Source organism: Loktanella sp. DSM 29012 (assembly GCF_900110705.1).
Lineage (GTDB): Bacteria > Pseudomonadota > Alphaproteobacteria > Rhodobacterales > Rhodobacteraceae > Loktanella > Loktanella gaetbuli.
On sequence record NZ_FOEJ01000003.1, the window covers coordinates 292408 to 307613 of the forward strand.

Annotated in this window: 15 protein-coding genes; 9 read left to right on the forward strand and 6 right to left on the reverse strand. The window is 61.4% G+C overall.

Annotated elements, in window-relative coordinates; translation table 11 throughout:
- The 4 genes from BMX27_RS08825 to BMX27_RS08840 all read right to left on the reverse strand — a co-directional run bounded on the left by BMX27_RS08825 (position 1) and on the right by BMX27_RS08840 (position 5491).
- Positions 1–1995 carry an RHS repeat domain-containing protein gene (locus BMX27_RS08825; protein WP_090159472.1) on the reverse strand — a complete coding sequence of 665 codons (1995 nt, stop codon included), beginning with the start codon at positions 1993–1995 and terminating at the stop codon, positions 1–3.
- A gap of 208 nt (positions 1996–2203) precedes the next feature.
- The gene (gene tsf, locus BMX27_RS08830; protein WP_090159652.1) at positions 2204–3076 is read right to left on the reverse strand and encodes a translation elongation factor Ts; all 873 of its coding nucleotides are present in this window, start codon (positions 3074–3076) and stop codon (positions 2204–2206) included.
- A 114-nt stretch (positions 3077–3190) separates the two neighbouring features.
- On the reverse strand, positions 3191–3982 hold the full coding sequence (gene rpsB / locus BMX27_RS08835) for a 30S ribosomal protein S2 (protein ID WP_056038556.1): 792 nt from the start codon (positions 3980–3982) through the stop codon (positions 3191–3193).
- 174 nt (positions 3983–4156) lie between these two features.
- Positions 4157–5491: a HupE/UreJ family protein gene (locus tag BMX27_RS08840; protein WP_090159473.1), complete on the reverse strand. Its 1335-nt coding sequence runs from the start codon at positions 5489–5491 to the stop codon at positions 4157–4159.
- Here BMX27_RS08840 and BMX27_RS08845 point away from each other — a divergent pair.
- The 5 genes from BMX27_RS08845 to BMX27_RS08865 all read left to right on the forward strand — a co-directional run bounded on the left by BMX27_RS08845 (position 5490) and on the right by BMX27_RS08865 (position 9590).
- Positions 5490–6293, forward strand: a complete 804-nt coding sequence (locus BMX27_RS08845) for a DUF4198 domain-containing protein (protein WP_177172690.1) — start codon at positions 5490–5492, stop codon at positions 6291–6293. The two genes, BMX27_RS08840 and BMX27_RS08845, sit on opposite strands and share 2 nt — an antisense overlap.
- 39 nt (positions 6294–6332) lie before the next feature.
- Entirely contained in the window at positions 6333–7226 is an 894-nt protein-coding gene (locus tag BMX27_RS08850; protein WP_090159475.1) for a PfkB family carbohydrate kinase, read from the forward strand.
- Positions 7223–8134 carry a pseudouridine-5'-phosphate glycosidase gene (locus tag BMX27_RS08855; protein WP_090159476.1) on the forward strand — a complete coding sequence of 304 codons (912 nt, stop codon included), beginning with the start codon at positions 7223–7225 and terminating at the stop codon, positions 8132–8134. The genes BMX27_RS08850 and BMX27_RS08855 overlap by 4 nt, the downstream gene beginning before the upstream one ends.
- 137 nt (positions 8135–8271) lie before the next feature.
- The gene (locus tag BMX27_RS08860; protein ID WP_090159477.1) at positions 8272–8991 is read left to right on the forward strand and encodes a DUF502 domain-containing protein; all 720 of its coding nucleotides are present in this window, start codon (positions 8272–8274) and stop codon (positions 8989–8991) included.
- Positions 8988–9590, forward strand: a complete 603-nt coding sequence (locus tag BMX27_RS08865) for a LysE/ArgO family amino acid transporter (protein ID WP_090159478.1) — start codon at positions 8988–8990, stop codon at positions 9588–9590. The genes BMX27_RS08860 and BMX27_RS08865 overlap by 4 nt, the downstream gene beginning before the upstream one ends.
- On the opposite strand, the gene BMX27_RS08870 is transcribed toward BMX27_RS08865, so the two are convergent.
- Both BMX27_RS08870 and BMX27_RS08875 read right to left on the reverse strand, forming a co-directional pair.
- Entirely contained in the window at positions 9583–10614 is a 1032-nt protein-coding gene (locus BMX27_RS08870; protein ID WP_090159479.1) for a patatin-like phospholipase family protein, read from the reverse strand. The genes BMX27_RS08865 and BMX27_RS08870 overlap by 8 nt on opposite strands.
- Positions 10611–11390, reverse strand: coding sequence for a 3-hydroxybutyrate dehydrogenase (locus BMX27_RS08875; RefSeq protein ID WP_090159653.1), 780 nt, complete (start codon positions 11388–11390; stop codon positions 10611–10613). The genes BMX27_RS08870 and BMX27_RS08875 overlap by 4 nt, the downstream gene beginning before the upstream one ends.
- 376 nt (positions 11391–11766) lie before the next feature.
- On the opposite strand from BMX27_RS08875, the gene BMX27_RS08880 reads away from it, so the two are divergent.
- From BMX27_RS08880 to BMX27_RS08890, 4 genes are all read left to right on the forward strand, one after another.
- Positions 11767–13572, forward strand: a complete 1806-nt coding sequence (locus BMX27_RS08880) for an extracellular solute-binding protein (RefSeq protein ID WP_371260116.1) — start codon at positions 11767–11769, stop codon at positions 13570–13572.
- Entirely contained in the window at positions 13569–13697 is a 129-nt protein-coding gene (locus tag BMX27_RS17010) for a hypothetical protein (protein ID WP_256212446.1), read from the forward strand. Before BMX27_RS08880 ends, BMX27_RS17010 begins: the two co-directional genes overlap by 4 nt.
- Positions 13698–13992: 295 nt before the next feature.
- Positions 13993–14337 (forward strand): hypothetical protein, encoded by a 345-nt coding sequence (locus BMX27_RS08885; protein WP_090159480.1) that lies wholly within the window; start codon positions 13993–13995, stop codon positions 14335–14337.
- Between the two features lie 221 nt (positions 14338–14558).
- Positions 14559–15203 (forward strand): DsbA family oxidoreductase, encoded by a 645-nt coding sequence (locus tag BMX27_RS08890; protein WP_090159481.1) that lies wholly within the window; start codon positions 14559–14561, stop codon positions 15201–15203.
- Positions 15204–15206: the final 3 nt, after the last annotated feature.

Below are 15206 nucleotides of genomic sequence, written 5' to 3' on the forward strand. Positions count from 1 at the left end.
TCAAACAACAATCGGTGCGAGGTCGAAGAAATCGCGATATGCGTTGTCCAGATCCGCTGCTGTGGCATAGGACGTGGTGCCGTTGCCCTCTGCGTCGTATTCGGTCACTCGGAACTGCCAGCTGTTGCTTTCGTTGCCGTCGAACTGAACCCGCGCTGTCTTGGCGTTTGCATCGTCGAACAGGACCAGGATTTCATCGCCTGTGTCGTATGTCGTCAGCTTGGAGTCGACCCGACCTGCGTCGTCATGCTGAATCTCGATCATGTCCCATTTGAACCCGGTGCCGTCGGCGCTGATGTCGGTGGTGACACGGCTCGCGATGTCACCGTCCTCGGCATAGGTCTGGACCACCTGCTTGTCGTTGCTCAGCGTCTTTGACACCTCGGACAGATACAGCTCACCACCCGAATCTTCGGCATATGTCTTGGACAGTTCAGCCACAAAGATACCCGTACCGCTGGCCGGGCCGTCCTGCGTTGTCGAAACCGCCGTCAACTCGCCGTCTGTATAGGTGTAGCTGGTCGATTTGACGTTGCCGTTGTCGTAGGTGGTCTGATGCTGCGTCAGGTTGCCCGCCGCGTCATAGGTTTTCGCCACTTCGGACCAGGATTTTGTGCTGTCCGTGCCGCTGGCATCCGTCACGACCGAAGACGTGCGCAGGCCGGTGGTGGTGTCAAAGCTGTTGACCGAAGTCACGCCGTCGTCCTTGACCAATGTGGTCGCGGACAGGTCGCCGTCCGCGTCATAATCACGGGTGATCGTGGCAAAGGATTTGCTGTCGGACACATCGGCACGGACGTATTGCGCGATGGAACCATCCTCGTTGTAGGTCCGGCTGATCGTGTCGCTGTTGTCCATCGTCGTGACCGACGAAATGCGGTCGCCATCGGCGGCATAGGTGGTCACGATGCTGTCGTAGGACCGTGTATCCGCTGCCGTGCCGTCTGCACCATCGGTGAATTCATGACGGCTCAGGACACCCTCGGTATAGGTCTTGGTCACGCTGGTGCCGTTGTCATAGACGATCGCATCGCCCGTCTTTTCGCCGCCCGCAAAGGTCACGGTCTTGCTGGCCCATGCTTCGGCTGCGCCATCCGTCGAACTGTCGGTCAGCGTGGTCGAGGTTAGTGCACCCGCGACATAGGTATCCAGCTGAACGACGCCATCAACATCGGTTTTTTCGTCAGACAACATCACGCCTGCCGCGTCGAATGTCTGCGTCCGGCTGCTGCCGTCGTCATTGACCTGTGCGCGCGAGATGACATTGCCGTCCGCATTCATCGTCTCGGTGATCGAGAGCCAGGAATAGGCATTACCCAGATCGCTCTGAACTGCGCCCGTCATGTAGGTGGTGCCGTCCGTGGTGGCATAGGTTTCAACTCGTTCCAGCCCGTTGTCATAGTCATAGGTGATCTGTTGGACGTTCCCGTCGCTATCGTAATCGGTCGTGATCGTGCTGTAGCTGGACGTATTGTCGTCGCCAGTACCATCCGTCCGAACGCGCTGGATCAGCGTGCCGTCTGCCGCCGTCGTTTCCTGCACGGACGATCCGTCGTCCAGTTGCGTCAGAACCGTCGTGCGACCGGTTTCCGTGTCCAGTGTCGTGGAGATGGTGGACCAGTCATCTTGGCTGGGGTCAGCGTCGGTGCGCAGCGTCGATACCACGGTACCTGACGCGTCATAGGTATCGACGACCGACTGACCGTTATCGAAATTCGTCGTCTTGGTCACGGGCAGCGATGCGCCTGACGAGGTATCGTAGATCACCTCGATGCTGGACCAGCTGTTGACGTTTTGCGCATCGACAGACAGCCGGCGTGTCAGACCGATGTCGTCACGGTCATCGGTGATGACCAGACCGGACGTCGGTTTCGACGACACGTCATAGGTCGTCGTGCGGCTGGTTTCGATCCCGTCGGTCCGTGTGATGACGATAGTGTTCCAGTTGGACAGGTTGTCCGGGTCGGTGCGGGTTTCAGTGGTAATGGTTGGCATTTTCAGCTCCTCGATCAAATCCTCGAGAGCCCGGATAGGTGTCAAATGTGTTCTGATTTGGAAAACATTAATGATTAATTTCGTTCATTGGTCACGGCACGCCGGGTGATCTGCCACAATCCGTGGCATTGCAGTGGCAACGTCCCCTGCCCCCGAAACGCAAAAGGCCCCGCAAATTGCGGGGCCTTTCGTCAGATCCCGAATGGGATCACTTGTTCATCTTGGCCACTTCTGCGGCAAAGTCTTCTTTTTCGACTTCGATGCCTTCGCCGACTTCCAGGCGCTGGAAACCGGTGATGGTCACGCCGGCCTCTTCGGCGGCCTTGGCCACGGTCAGGTCGGGGTTTACGACGAATGCCTGACCCAGCAGCGTGGATTCAGCCAGGAATTTCGCCATGCGGCCGACGATCATCTTTTCGATGACGGCCTCGGGCTTGCCGGATTCGCGCGCGATGTCCATCTGGACCTGCTTTTCCTTTTCGACGATCGCCGGGTCCAGATCAGCCTCGCTCAGAGCGGCAGGGTTCGCAGCGGCAATGTGCATCGCGACCTGACGGCCGAACGCCTCGTTGTCGCCGTCCATGGCCACCAGAACGCCGATGCTGCCCATGCCGGGTGCAACCGAGTTGTGGACATAGGACACGACGGTGCTGCCGTTGACGGTCGCCATGCGACGCACGGACATGTTTTCACCGATCACGGCGACGGCGTCGGTCACTGTCTGCTCGACGGTCTTGCCATCGACCACGGTTGCCTTCAGCGCGTCGACGTCATCGACGGTCACGGCTGCCGTTGCGATCTTGCCGACCATTTTCTGGAAATCAGCGTTCTTTGCGACAAAATCGGTTTCCGAATTCACTTCGACGGCGACGCCCTTGCCACCTTCGGTTGCCACGGCAACCAGACCTTCGGCGGCGGTACGGCCGGATTTCTTGGCGGCCTTGGCCAGACCCTTGGTGCGCAGCCAGTCAACCGCGGCTTCCATGTCGCCGTTGGTTTCGGTCAGCGCCTTCTTGGCGTCCATCATGCCCGCGCCAGTCGTGTCGCGAAGCTCTTTTACCTGTGCTGCAGTAACAGCCATGATCATTCTCCTGATATATTCGGGACCGGGCCAGGGCGTGCGCACAGCACGGCCCGGGCCCTGGGTCTGGTGCAGGTTGTCTCACCCGGGCATGACGCCCGGGTGACGCAAGGCTCAGGCCTCTGCGGCAGCTTCTTCGCTGGCGGCGGCAGCTGCGGCAGCATCTTCTTCTGCCATCAGCTCTTCCATGGCACCCATGTCGACGCCTGCTGCACCCAACTGGGCCTGCATACCGTCAAGGGCGGCACGGGCGGCCAGATCACAGTACAGCTGGATCGCGCGGGCTGCGTCGTCGTTGCCGGGGATGACATAGTCGACACCCTTGGGCGAGCAGTTGGTGTCAACGACAGCAACCACGGGGATACCCAGTTTCTGTGCTTCGAGGATGGCGAGGTCTTCCTTGTTGACGTCGATGACGAACAACAGGTCGGGCACGCCGCCCATTTCGCGGATACCGCCCAGCGAGGCTTGCAGTTTGCCCTGCTCACGCTCCATGCCCAGACGCTCTTTCTTGGTCAGACCGGCAAAGCCGTTCTCGGAGGCTTCGTCGATCTGCTTCAGACGGTTGATCGACTGGGACACGGTCTGCCAGTTGGTCAGCGTGCCGCCCAGCCAGCGGTGGTTCATGTAGAACTGCGCGGATTTCTCTGCGGCGTCCTTGATGGGGTTCTGTGCCTGACGCTTGGTGCCGACGAACAGCACGCGGCCGCCCTTGGCGACGGTGTCGCGCACGACTTGCAGCGCCTGGTCCAGCATCGGGACGGTCTGCGTCAGGTCCATGATGTGAATGCCGTTGCGTGCGCCATAAATGAAGGGCGACATGCGCGGGTTCCAGCGTGCGGTCTGGTGGCCGAAGTGAACGCCAGCTTCCAGCAGCTGACGCATGGAGAACTCGGGAAGAGCCATGGTCTTATCCTTTTCCGGTTTAGCCTCAGCGGGGGTATCAGACCGAATGGTCCAACCGGTGGATCGTTTGGGATTTCTCCCCAACCGACCCGCCCCCGCCTGCGGGATACGTGCGCGTCCCTTAGTGGGCTTTGCGACGCAATGCAAGCGGGGATGGGCCGCGTGTGGCGCGGATTACAGGAACACGCGCTCGATCGTCCAGTAAATCGCCACCAGCGCGATCAGGACCGACGCAGGTTGCGCCACGACATCCGAATAGCTGTCATAGCGCCCGACGTTCACGGCCACCGCACACAGGCCCAGCAGCACGGCGAATGTCGCCATCACGGGCAGCAGGTCACCGGTCCAGCCCGGCGCATAGGCCGCCAGCGGCACCAGCATGGCCAGCAGCACGACCACCGCCACCAGATAGGCCGCCGCCGCCGTGATGCTGCGCGTGCCAGCCGCACTGTATTCCTGCGCCTTGTAGACGCAGAGGAAGGCCACGGCGATCACGGACAACTGCCCGATCTCGACCCCGATGTTGAACCCGATCAGCGCAGGCACGAACTGGCCCTCGGGCAATCCGAATTCTGCCAATACGGATGCAAAACCCAACCCATGCAGCAGACCAAAGCCGAAAATGATGACCGGCCGCCAGGGCGACAGCCCGCGCGAAAACAGGTTTTCGATCGCGACATAGGCAATGGACAGCGCGATCAGCGGCTCCACGATGCTGGCAGGCACGGTGACATAGCCCAGTGCGGCAAGCGCCAGCGTGATCGTATGCGCCAGCGTAAAGGCCGACACCTGCCACAGCAGCGGTGCCAGCCGGGTAGACAGGAAAAACAGCCCCAACACGAACAGGATATGGTCCAGACCGAGCGGCACGATGTGATCGAACCCGGTGGGAATATAGCTGAAAAACGTGGCCATCGTCCCTTTGGCGTTGCCACCGCCCAACGCGATCACATCCGACGTGGCCCCGCCCTGCAGAAACGCGTCATAGGGTTGATCCACCCCCTGCTGCCGCAGCACCAGCCCGCCGTAGCTGCGATCCCAGCCGACGGTGACGCTGTCCGCACCCGCAGGCAGATCGGCTGTGAACACAAAGGTCGATACGCGCGGCACCTCTGAGTCATCCACCGGTTCCGTCGTCACCGATTCCAGCGCAAGCGGCAGCGCCTGTCCGTCCGCCAACACCATGATTCCCTCGGCCATGGTGGGGAAAAACGCCGTGAATTCTGCCGCGATCTCTTGTGGTGGCAGCGCGCGCAGCGCGTCATAGCGCGCGGCCTGCGGGGCGGTGTCGGTATCCGTGACCGCGCTCTTGTCGATCCCAGCCAGAAAACCCTCGATGTTGGCATCGACCGAAAAGGTCAGCCTGTCACCATTGCGCGTCATGTCCGCAATGGCAGGCAGCACCTCGTGGGCGCGCAGCGGTGACGCCAGCGTGATGAACACCAGCGCCAGACTTGACAACAAGCCCAGAAACAACACCCTCGGGCCAGTAAATAAGGAACTCGTCATGCGCAGTATCGTCCTCGCTCTTGCACTTATCGCCGGTCCGGTATCGGCCCACGAACTCTGGCTCGAGCCAGAGGATTTCACCATAGCGCCCGAAGCTACGATGACGGTCGAGATTGTCAACGGCTCGGACTTCGTCGGGCAGTCATTGCCCTATCTGCCGCAGCGGTTTGCCGCATTCATGAACTTTACACCAGAGGGGGCATCGAACGTGCCGGGCCGGATCGGCGACCAACCCGCCGTCCAGTCCCAGCCCCCGGCCGAAGGGCTGAACGTGCTGGCCTATCAGTCACGCGAGAATCTGGTGACATACGATGACTGGCAAACGATCCTCGATTTTGTCGAACACAAGGACCTGACGGGCTTTCTCGAGGCGCATGCCGCACGCGGTTTTGCCCAAGAGCCGTTTACCGAAGTCTATTCGCGTTATTCCAAATCACTGATCGGCGTGGGGAATGCCCAAGGGTCCGACCAGCGCACCGGGCTGGAAACCGAAATCGTGGCCCTGACCAACCCCTACACAGACGATCTGTCGGACGGGATGCGGTTTCAGTTGTGGTATCGTGATGCGCCCCGCGCCAACGTCCGGTTCGAGGTGTTCGACCGCGCCCCTGACGGCAGCGTGACACAGAAATTCTATGTCACCGATGCGCAGGGCATGGTCAGTGTTCCGGTCCAGCCCGGTCATGACTACATGGCCGATGCGGTGCTGATCCGCGAACCCAGCCCGCAACTGGCCGAGGCAAACAACGCCGCGTGGGAAACGCTCTGGGCAAACATGACATGGGGCATTCCCGCGCCCTGACGGCTTGCGCATGTCTGCTGCCCGCGCCACAAGCGGGACATGACACAGACACCTGACATCCTGTGCATCGGTTCCGTCCTGTGGGACGTGATCGGTCGCACCGCCAGCCACATGCGCGCCGGGTCCGATGTGCCCGGCCGCATCAGCCGCATCCCCGGTGGCGTCGCCATGAATATCGCGATGACGCTGAAACGCTTTGGCCTGCAACCGGCCCTGTTGTCGGTGGTCGGACGTGATGCACAGGGCAACGCCCTGATCGACGAGGCGCAATCGCTGGGATTGATCTGCGATCACCTCTACCGATCCGATGATCTGCCCACCGACATCTACATGGCGATCGAGGCCGCCAACGGCCTGATCGCCGCCATCGCGGATGCCCATTCGCTCGAGGCTGCGGGGGACAAGATCCTGCGCCCACTCGCTGACGGCAGGCTGGGCAGTGCAGATGCGCCCTTTGCCGGGTCCATCGCACTGGACGGCAACCTGACCGAAGAGTTGTTGCGCACCATCGCCACATCACCGCTGTTCGCTGCTGCTGACCTGCGCGTGGCCCCTGCTTCGCCGGGCAAGGCTGAACGCCTGCTGGCCCTGATCGGACATCCGTCCGCCACGCTTTATGTCAACCTCGAAGAGGCGGGGCTGCTGTGCCAGACCGAATTTGACGACAGCGCAGCCGCTGCCCGCGCCCTGATCGCCCGTGGCGCGCATCGTGTGCTGGTCACCGACGGCGGCGATGCCGCATCCGAGGCGCTGGGCGGAGATGTGATCACCGCAGCCCCGCCACCCGTCCTCGTCACCCGCGTGACGGGCGCTGGCGACACCTTCATGGCCGCGCATATCGCGTCCGAACGGCAGGGCCTTGACCGTCCTGCCTCACTTGCCCGCGCGCTCCAGGCCGCGGCGACCTACGTTTCCGGAGACACCCCCCTATGACATCCCCCATCCCCATGACCTATTCCGCCGAGGTCGCCGCCGCACTGGAGGCCGGCACACCGCTGGTCGCACTCGAAAGCACGATCATCACGCACGGGATGCCGTTTCCGCAGAACGTCGAAACCGCGCGTCTGGTCGAACAGGACGTGCGCGACGCAGGCGCCACACCCGCGACCATCGCGGTGCTGGACGGCACATTGCACATCGGGCTCGAGGATGCGGAACTGGACCAGCTGGGTCAGGCCGAAGGTGTCGCGAAACTGTCCCGCGCCGACCTGCCCGCCTGCATCGCACTGGGTGGCACCGGGGCCACGACGGTGGCGGCCACCATGATCGCGGCGCATCTGGCGGGGATCGCGGTGTTCGCCACAGGCGGTATCGGTGGCGTGCATCGCGGCTGGGAAACATCGCTAGATATTTCCGCAGACCTTCAGGAATTGGCGCAGACCCCCGTCACGGTCGTGGCTGCCGGGGCCAAGGCGATTCTCGATCTGCCCGCGACATTCGAGGTGCTCGAAACGCTGGGTGTGCCGGTCATCGCCTACGGTCAGGACCACCTGCCCGCCTTTTGGTCGGCCACGTCCGACATGGTGGCGCCCTTGCGCATGGACAGCGCGCGCGAAATCGCCACAGCGCAGGTGGTGCGCAACCGCATGGGCCTGCCCGGCGGCCAGCTAGTCTGCAACCCGATCCCGGCAGAGGCCGAAATTCCCGCAGAGACACTGGCACCGATCATTGCGCAGGCGCTGGCCGACGCACATGCCGAAGGCATCGCCGCCAAGGGCGTGACGCCTTTTCTGCTGGGTCGCATCTTGGAACTGACAGACGGTAAATCACTGGATGCGAATATCGCGCTGGTGCGCAACAACGCGCGTCTTGCCGCCGCCATCGCGGCCCATCTCGTCTGATCACTGCCAAGCCCGCAAGCAGCCTGCTGCGCGATCGTTCACCGGGATGGGCAATCGCGCTGCGATGGTTTGTGTCGCTTGTGCAGCAACAGGGTGCGGCATAAGTGTAGCGTATCCCCACATGCGGAAGGCGGACCATGCCCCTCGACACCGATCCACTGATCCAGCCACCTCGCAGACCGGGGATCATTGGTCGGCTGCGCAGCAATTTCATCGCAGGTCTGGTGATCATCGCCCCCATCGCGTTGACGCTGTGGCTGATCTATTCCGTGGTAGGTCTGATCGACGGCTGGGTCTGGCCGTTCGTGCCCGACCAGTATCAACCCAACGCGCTGCTGAACCGCTGGTTCGGATCGCCGGACGGGCCGCCGATCACGATGGACGTGCGCGGCGTGGGCGTCGTGATCTTTCTGGTGTTCACCGTCATCATCGGCTGGCTGGGCAAGGGATTCCTGGGCCGCAGCGTGCTGCGCATCGCCGAACGGCTGGTCGACCGGATGCCTGTCATCAGGTCCGTCTATAACGGTGCAAAACAGATCGCGGAAACCGTGTTTTCCCAGCGCGACACATCGTTCGATCAGGCCTGTCTGATCGAATACCCGCGCAAGGGTATCTGGGCCGTCGCCTTTGTTTCGACCGACGCCAAGGGTGAGGTGCAAACGAAACTGCCCGGTGAGGATATCATCACCGTCTTTTTGCCGACCACCCCGAACCCCACCTCGGGTTTCCTGCTGTTCCTGCCGCGCCGCGACATCATCGTGCTGGACATGAGCGTCGAGGCCGCGGCCAAGCTCGTGATTTCGGCTGGTCTGGTCTATCCGCAGGACCTGCCGGTCAAACAGGCACCCGAAGCATGATTGCAGCCGCGCTGACCGGCTTTGCCACCGGGTTTTCGCTGATCCTCGCCATCGGAGCACAGAACGCATTCGTGTTGCGTCAGGGTCTGGCGCGTGCGCATGTGTTCTGGTTGTGCCTGCTGTGTGCGACCTCGGACGCGATCCTGATCAGCGCAGGCGTGTTGGGATTTGCCGCCATCACCGAAGCTTGGCCCGCATTGCCCCACGTCATGGCGCTGGCCGGGGCGGCATTTCTGTTTGTCTACGGTCTGACGCGGTTCATCGCGGCATGGCGTGGCGACTACGAAATGGTGCTGTCAGGCCGGACATTGGCGCTTTGGCCCACCTTGGCAACCGCTGCCGCCTTTACCTGGCTCAATCCCCACGTCTATCTGGATACGCTGGGGCTGGTCGGGGCCTATTCCACCAATTACCCCGCCTCTGTGGACAAGGCAGCATTCGGTGCTGGTGCGGTTCTGGCCTCTTATGTGTTTTTCTTTTCGCTTGGATACGGGGCCCGTTTCCTGCGTCCCGTGATGCAGTCCGCGCGCGCCTGGCGTATCCTGGATGCGTTGATCGGCCTTGTGATGTGGGCCTTGGCGATCAAGCTGATCAGTTGAACATCGCTTCCAGATCGACGGTGCTGCGCTGGTTCAGATCGTCCTTGTGATCGGCGAGGAACGCATCTGCCGCCGCCCGTCCCGCCGCCTTGAGCCGGGCAAGGATGACCGGTTGCGGGATCGTCTTGGTCGCCACGTTCAGATTGTTCATCAGCGCGTCATCCTCGATCATGTGGATATTCGCGGCCTTCATCGTGCCACGTTGCAACGCGCCCTGTGCCAACAGCCGCTGCACAAACGCCACGGCCCGCAATTCACCCAACAATGACGTGTTGAACCCGATCTCGTTGATCCGGTTGCTGATCGCCTCGGCGGTCTTTGGCACGTCGGCCCGCACCAGCGGGTTGATGTTCACGATCACGATGTCATCGGGCAATGTGGGCTGATACAGCGGAAACAGCGCCGGATTGCCAGTATAGCCGCCATCCCAATAGGCCTCGACCCGGCCGGTTTTCGGATCGTGAATCTCGACCGCCTTGAACAGTGTGGGCAGACAGGCCGAGGCCATCAGCGCCTCTGGTGTCAGCTCTGCCGCGCTGAAAACACGGATCTTGCCTGTGCGGACGTTGGTGGCCCCCACGTACAGCGCGGGGCCCCCGTCGCTGCAGATATCGTCGAACCGCATGTCGCGAACAATCCGCGCCAGCGGATTGGCAAAGATATCACCGTAGAGGTAGGGCGAGGTCATGCGTGCCACCGCGTCAAAGGCCATATAGGCGGGTGATATCGCAGTCGTGGCCGCAATCACCCCGGCCGCCGGACCCAATGCCTGCAACCAGGCCTGCGCATCAGGTGCATTGACCGCACCAACCTGTTCCCAGAACCAATCCAGATTGGCCCGCGCCGCATCGCGTCCACCCTGAACCATACCAGCCTTGAACGCAGCACCGTTCAGCGCCCCGGCCGAGGTGCCGGTAATGGCCGCCACCTCAATGTCGTCCTCGTCCAGGATGCGGTCGAGGACACCCCAGGTGAACGCGCCATGCGCGCCACCGCCCTGCAGCGCGAGGTTGATCCGCCTCACAGTGCCGTCCAGCCGCCATCCACGCTGATGGTCGTGCCGGTGATCTGTGCGGCATGGTCCGAACACAGGAAAACGGTGGTGCCACCGATCTGTTCGACCGTGGCAAATTCCTTGGACGGCTGACGGTCCAGGATGACCTTCTCCTTGGCTTCGTCCTCGGTCATGTCGTATTTCTTGGCCGTGTCGGGAATCTGTGCCTCGACCAGCGGGGTCAGCACGTAGCCCGGACAGATCGCGTTGGCGGTGATGTCCTCTTTGGCGGTTTCCAAGGCCGTCACCTTGGTCAGACCTACGATGCCGTGTTTTGCCGCGACATAGGCGGATTTGTAGGGCGATGCGGTCAGACCGTGGGCGCTGGCGATATTCACCACTCGTCCCCACCCTGCCTTGCGCATGATCGGCAGCGCCGCCGCCGTGGTATGGAACGCGCTGGACATGTTGATGGCGATGATCGCGTCCCATTTCGCAGTCGGGAAATCCTCGATCGGATCGACATGCTGAATGCCCGCGTTGTTGACCAGAATATCGCATTCACCCGCCTGCGCGATCAGATCACGGCAGGCGTCCGGCTTGCTCATGTCGGCGCTGATGTAGCGCACGGTCGTGTCAAATTCGGCTGCCATGTCGGCGGCCAGCTGATGATCCTCGGCGTTATCCGTGTAGGAATTCAGCACCACTGCTGCCCCTGCCTCTGCCAGGCTGCGCGCGACGCCAAGCCCGATCCCGGAATTCGATCCCGTCACGACGGCAGTCTTGCCGGTCAATGGCCTATTCATGGTGATTCCCTCATCCATTTTGCAGTTGCAGCAAAGATAATGCGCTCAGGCAACAGAACCAAGTCCGCGATGCCGAACCGTAAAGTGAGTCTTTTGCGACTCACCCTCAAGGACTTTTGCAAAAAGGCCGAATCACCGGGTTGCCGGATGATTCGTCACCCGCTAAACCCTTCGCAACAGCTGCCTCAGACCAAAAAAAACCCCGGCCGAAGCCGGGGTGTAGTTATTGAGGCAGGTTTCATACAGGCAAGAAACCTATCGAGCAGTGACCTCTGTATAGGAGATTCTGCGCCGGGGTGGAAGCTAAAAGTTTGAATTAGCTGGAAACCCTCTTTAGCAATATCTGCAACAATAGGTTTCGCAGGGGACAACCAGCATGAGCAGACTATTTTCCGCAACCACCGCACTGGCACTCGCCTGGGCCGCGACCGGGGCTATGGCCGACGGACACGGCATTGCGATGTATGGTGAACCCGCCCTGCCCGCCGATTTCGCACATTTTCCCTATGCAAACCCGGATGCACCGACGGGTGGCCGGATCGTCACGGCAGAGGTCGGCACCTTTGACAGCCTGAACCCCTATATCCAAAAGGGATCGGTGCCCTGGCAACTGCGTTATATCATTGGTGAAAGCCTGATGGTCCGCAGTCTGGACGAGCCCTTCACCCTCTACGGTCAGCTTGCGTCGGGCGTTCAGACCGCCGATGACCGGTCATGGGTCGAATTTACCCTGAACCCCGCCGCCATGTTTTCGGACGGCAGCCCGGTCACGGTCGAAGACGTGATCTGGTCGTTTGAAATCCTCGGCACCCAAGGCCACGGTCGCTACCGGGGGTTCTGGGAAAAGGTCGCAAGCCTGGAAGAAGTATCGCCCGGCACGATCCGGTTCACCTTCAACACCGAGGATCGCGAACTTGCCCTGCTGGCCGGCATGCGTCCCATCCTGAAAAAGGCACAATGGGACGGTGTGGATTTCGCTGAATCCGGTATCGATATCGTGCCAATCACCTCCGGTCCCTACGTGATCGACGATTTCGAGGTTGGCCGTTTCGTCTCGTTCAAACGCAACCCGGATTACTGGGGGGCCGATGTGCTGGCGACCGAGGCGGGATTGCATAATCTCGATGAAATCCGGCTGGAATTCTTTGGCGATGAAACCGCCGCATTCGAGGCGTTCAAGACCGGAGAGGTCAATTCCAACCGCGAATTCAACGTCGCCCGTTGGGACAGTCAGTATGATTTCCCGGCAGCACAAGCGGGCGATGTGGTCAAATCAATCCTGCCGCACGCACGTCCTTCGGGCATGACGGGTTTCGTGATGAACAGCCGCCAACCGCAGTTTGCGGACTGGCGCGTGCGCGACGCCTTGCTGCACGCGTTCAATTTCGAATTCATCAATGAAACCATGACAGGCAGTGCGCAGCCGCGCATCACCTCTTATTGGTCGAATTCACCGCTGGGCATGGCTGACGGTCCGGCAACCGGTCGCGTGGCGGAACTTCTTGCACCCTTTGCGGATGATCTGCTGCCCGGCGCGCTGGACGGCTATACCCTGCCCGTGTCGGACGGAACCGAACGCAACCGCGCAGGCACCGCAGCCGCATTGGCCCAGATGGAGGCCGCAGGCTATACCATCCAGAACGGTGTGATGTCGGACGCGGACGGCAATCCGTTCAGCTTTGAAATCCTGCTGGAAACCGGTGCATCCGAAAATCAGGCCATCATCGACATGTACACCCAGTCGCTGGGACGCATCGGGATCACGCCGACGATCAGCGTGGTCGACGGCGCCCAGTACAAGGAACGGACCGACGCGCTTGATTTCGACATGACCTACTACCGTGTCGGCCTGTCACTTTCGCCCGGGAACGAACAGTATTTTTATTTCGGTCAGGCGACAGCCGACGAACCGGGCACCCGCAACCTGATGGGCATCAAATCCGATGCCGTCGATACCATGATCGGCAACCTGCTCACCTCTGAATCCCAGGATGACTTTGTCGCATCGGTCAAGGCGCTGGACCGCATCCTGACCAGCGGGCGCTACGTGATCCCGATCTACCAGTGGAACATCAGCCGGATCGCCCATGCCAAGGAGTTGAGCTATCCCGAAACGCTGCCGATCTTTGGCGACTGGCCCGGCTGGCAGCCTGACGTCTGGTGGTGGAACGCGGCGGAATGAAGCTGCGCACCCTGTTGTTGCTGGCGGTCGTGGCCGCCAGCGCATGCACACCGGCACGCATCGTCGGCAACACCGCCATCGGCGCAGGGCAAGTGGCACTTGGGGCGGCCGACATCGTGATCTGACCCCGGGCCGCGGATCGACCGGGACACAGCTGCGTGCAGATGGCGGGTTGCGGTTGCACTTGTGATCCATGCGGCCTATGCGTGCCGTTCATTGACCAGCTAAACGGACCGGCTGTCACCCACGACCGCCGCGTTTGCCGGGTTTCACCCGGCCGACGCGATGATCCTTTTGGTGATGCACCACGCCGGAACCGCAGTGACCGGATCGTTCTGTCCACGCTTTGCGCGAACGGAACGGAACTGAAACGTCCGCCGACGGTTGGTCCCGTAACGACACAATTCAAGGAGTTTTCACATGCAATGGAGAGACGTTTCCGATAACTGGACCGCATACATCCCCCGCATTCTGACGCAGTGGCCCGGCCTGAACGAGGCAGAGGTACAAAGCCTTGACGGCGACCAGGATGCCTTTATCGACTATCTGTCCAAATCCAAGGGCGAGGACCGCGTCGCAGCCCAGATGGAACTGGCCGACTGGCTGATGGGCGGAGAGCCGATCGATGTCACCATGGACGCGCAAAATGACAACGCGCAGATCATGTCCAGCGCGGAAAACGTCCCCGCAGGCGAAGACACGCTGTCCGACGACGCGAAATTCGGCGCTGAAAACGCCAATGCAACCCCCGTCGGCCGCACCTGATCGACAACGCGGGGCCGGATATGTTCCGGCCCTGACGTATCTTGCAGATGATCCCTGTGCAGGATTGATCCGCACCCCCAGATTTCCCCGCATCAACCATCGCCGCACATCCCAAACCGGGGGCTGCGGTCTTTTATGTTGCGTCAGACCTGCTAGACCGTGCAGGCGTCCGCGCATTCAGAATTCACGGTGCCATTTGCGCCCAGACTGGGAGACCCGCCATGATCAAGCTTGATATCATGTCAGATCCGATTTGCCCGTGGTGCTATATCGGCAAGGCAAATCTGTTTGCAGCGTTGGCGCAGGTCCCGGATCACCCCCTTGTACTGGAATGGCATCCGTTCCAGTTGAACCCGGACATGCCTGCGGCCGGCATGGACCGCCGCACCTATCTGGAAACAAAATTCGGCGGCAAGGAGGGCGCGGTCAAGGCCTACGCCCCCATCGTCGAACACGCACAAAAGGCTGGTCTGACGATCAATTTCGACGCCATGACCCGCACGCCCAACACGCTGGATGCCCACCGCCTGATCCATTGGGCGGGCATCGAACAGCGCCAGACCTTTGTGGTGGACCTGTTGTTCAAGGCCTATTTCATAGATGGCCGCGATATCGGCGATCACGAGGTGCTGACCGACATCGCGGATACCGCCGAGATGGACGCCAGCGTGGTGGGCAAGCTCTTGGCGTCAGACGCCGACACAGACGACATTCGAAAGCGTGACGCGCATAGCCGCGAAATGGGGGTCAGCGCCGTGCCGACGTTCATCGTGGCCAATCAGCACGCGGTTCCCGGCGCCCAGCCTGTCGACACCTGGGTACAGATCATCACCGACCTGCAACAGGCCATCGCGACGGACGCCTGACGG

Bases quoted from the DNA above. Each gene is read 5' to 3' on its own strand.
- BMX27_RS08860 (WP_090159477.1), top strand. From the start codon at position 8,272: ATGCCCCTCGACACCGATCCACTGATCCAGCCACCTCGCAGACCGGGG.
- tsf (WP_090159652.1), bottom strand. From the start codon at position 3,076: ATGGCTGTTACTGCAGCACAGGTAAAAGAGCTTCGCGACACGACTGGC.
- BMX27_RS08890 (WP_090159481.1), top strand. From the start codon at position 14,559: ATGATCAAGCTTGATATCATGTCAGATCCGATTTGCCCGTGGTGCTAT.
- BMX27_RS17010 (WP_256212446.1), top strand. From the start codon at position 13,569: ATGAAGCTGCGCACCCTGTTGTTGCTGGCGGTCGTGGCCGCCAGCGCA.
- BMX27_RS08825 (WP_090159472.1), bottom strand. From the start codon at position 1,995: ATGCCAACCATTACCACTGAAACCCGCACCGACCCGGACAACCTGTCC.
- BMX27_RS08850 (WP_090159475.1), top strand. From the start codon at position 6,333: ATGACACAGACACCTGACATCCTGTGCATCGGTTCCGTCCTGTGGGAC.
- BMX27_RS08875 (WP_090159653.1), bottom strand. From the start codon at position 11,390: ATGAATAGGCCATTGACCGGCAAGACTGCCGTCGTGACGGGATCGAAT.
- BMX27_RS08885 (WP_090159480.1), top strand. From the start codon at position 13,993: ATGCAATGGAGAGACGTTTCCGATAACTGGACCGCATACATCCCCCGC.
- BMX27_RS08840 (WP_090159473.1), bottom strand. From the start codon at position 5,491: ATGACGAGTTCCTTATTTACTGGCCCGAGGGTGTTGTTTCTGGGCTTG.
- BMX27_RS08880 (WP_371260116.1), top strand. From the start codon at position 11,767: ATGAGCAGACTATTTTCCGCAACCACCGCACTGGCACTCGCCTGGGCC.
- rpsB (WP_056038556.1), bottom strand. From the start codon at position 3,982: ATGGCTCTTCCCGAGTTCTCCATGCGTCAGCTGCTGGAAGCTGGCGTT.
- BMX27_RS08845 (WP_177172690.1), top strand. From the start codon at position 5,490: ATGCGCAGTATCGTCCTCGCTCTTGCACTTATCGCCGGTCCGGTATCG.
- BMX27_RS08855 (WP_090159476.1), top strand. From the start codon at position 7,223: ATGACATCCCCCATCCCCATGACCTATTCCGCCGAGGTCGCCGCCGCA.
- BMX27_RS08865 (WP_090159478.1), top strand. From the start codon at position 8,988: ATGATTGCAGCCGCGCTGACCGGCTTTGCCACCGGGTTTTCGCTGATC.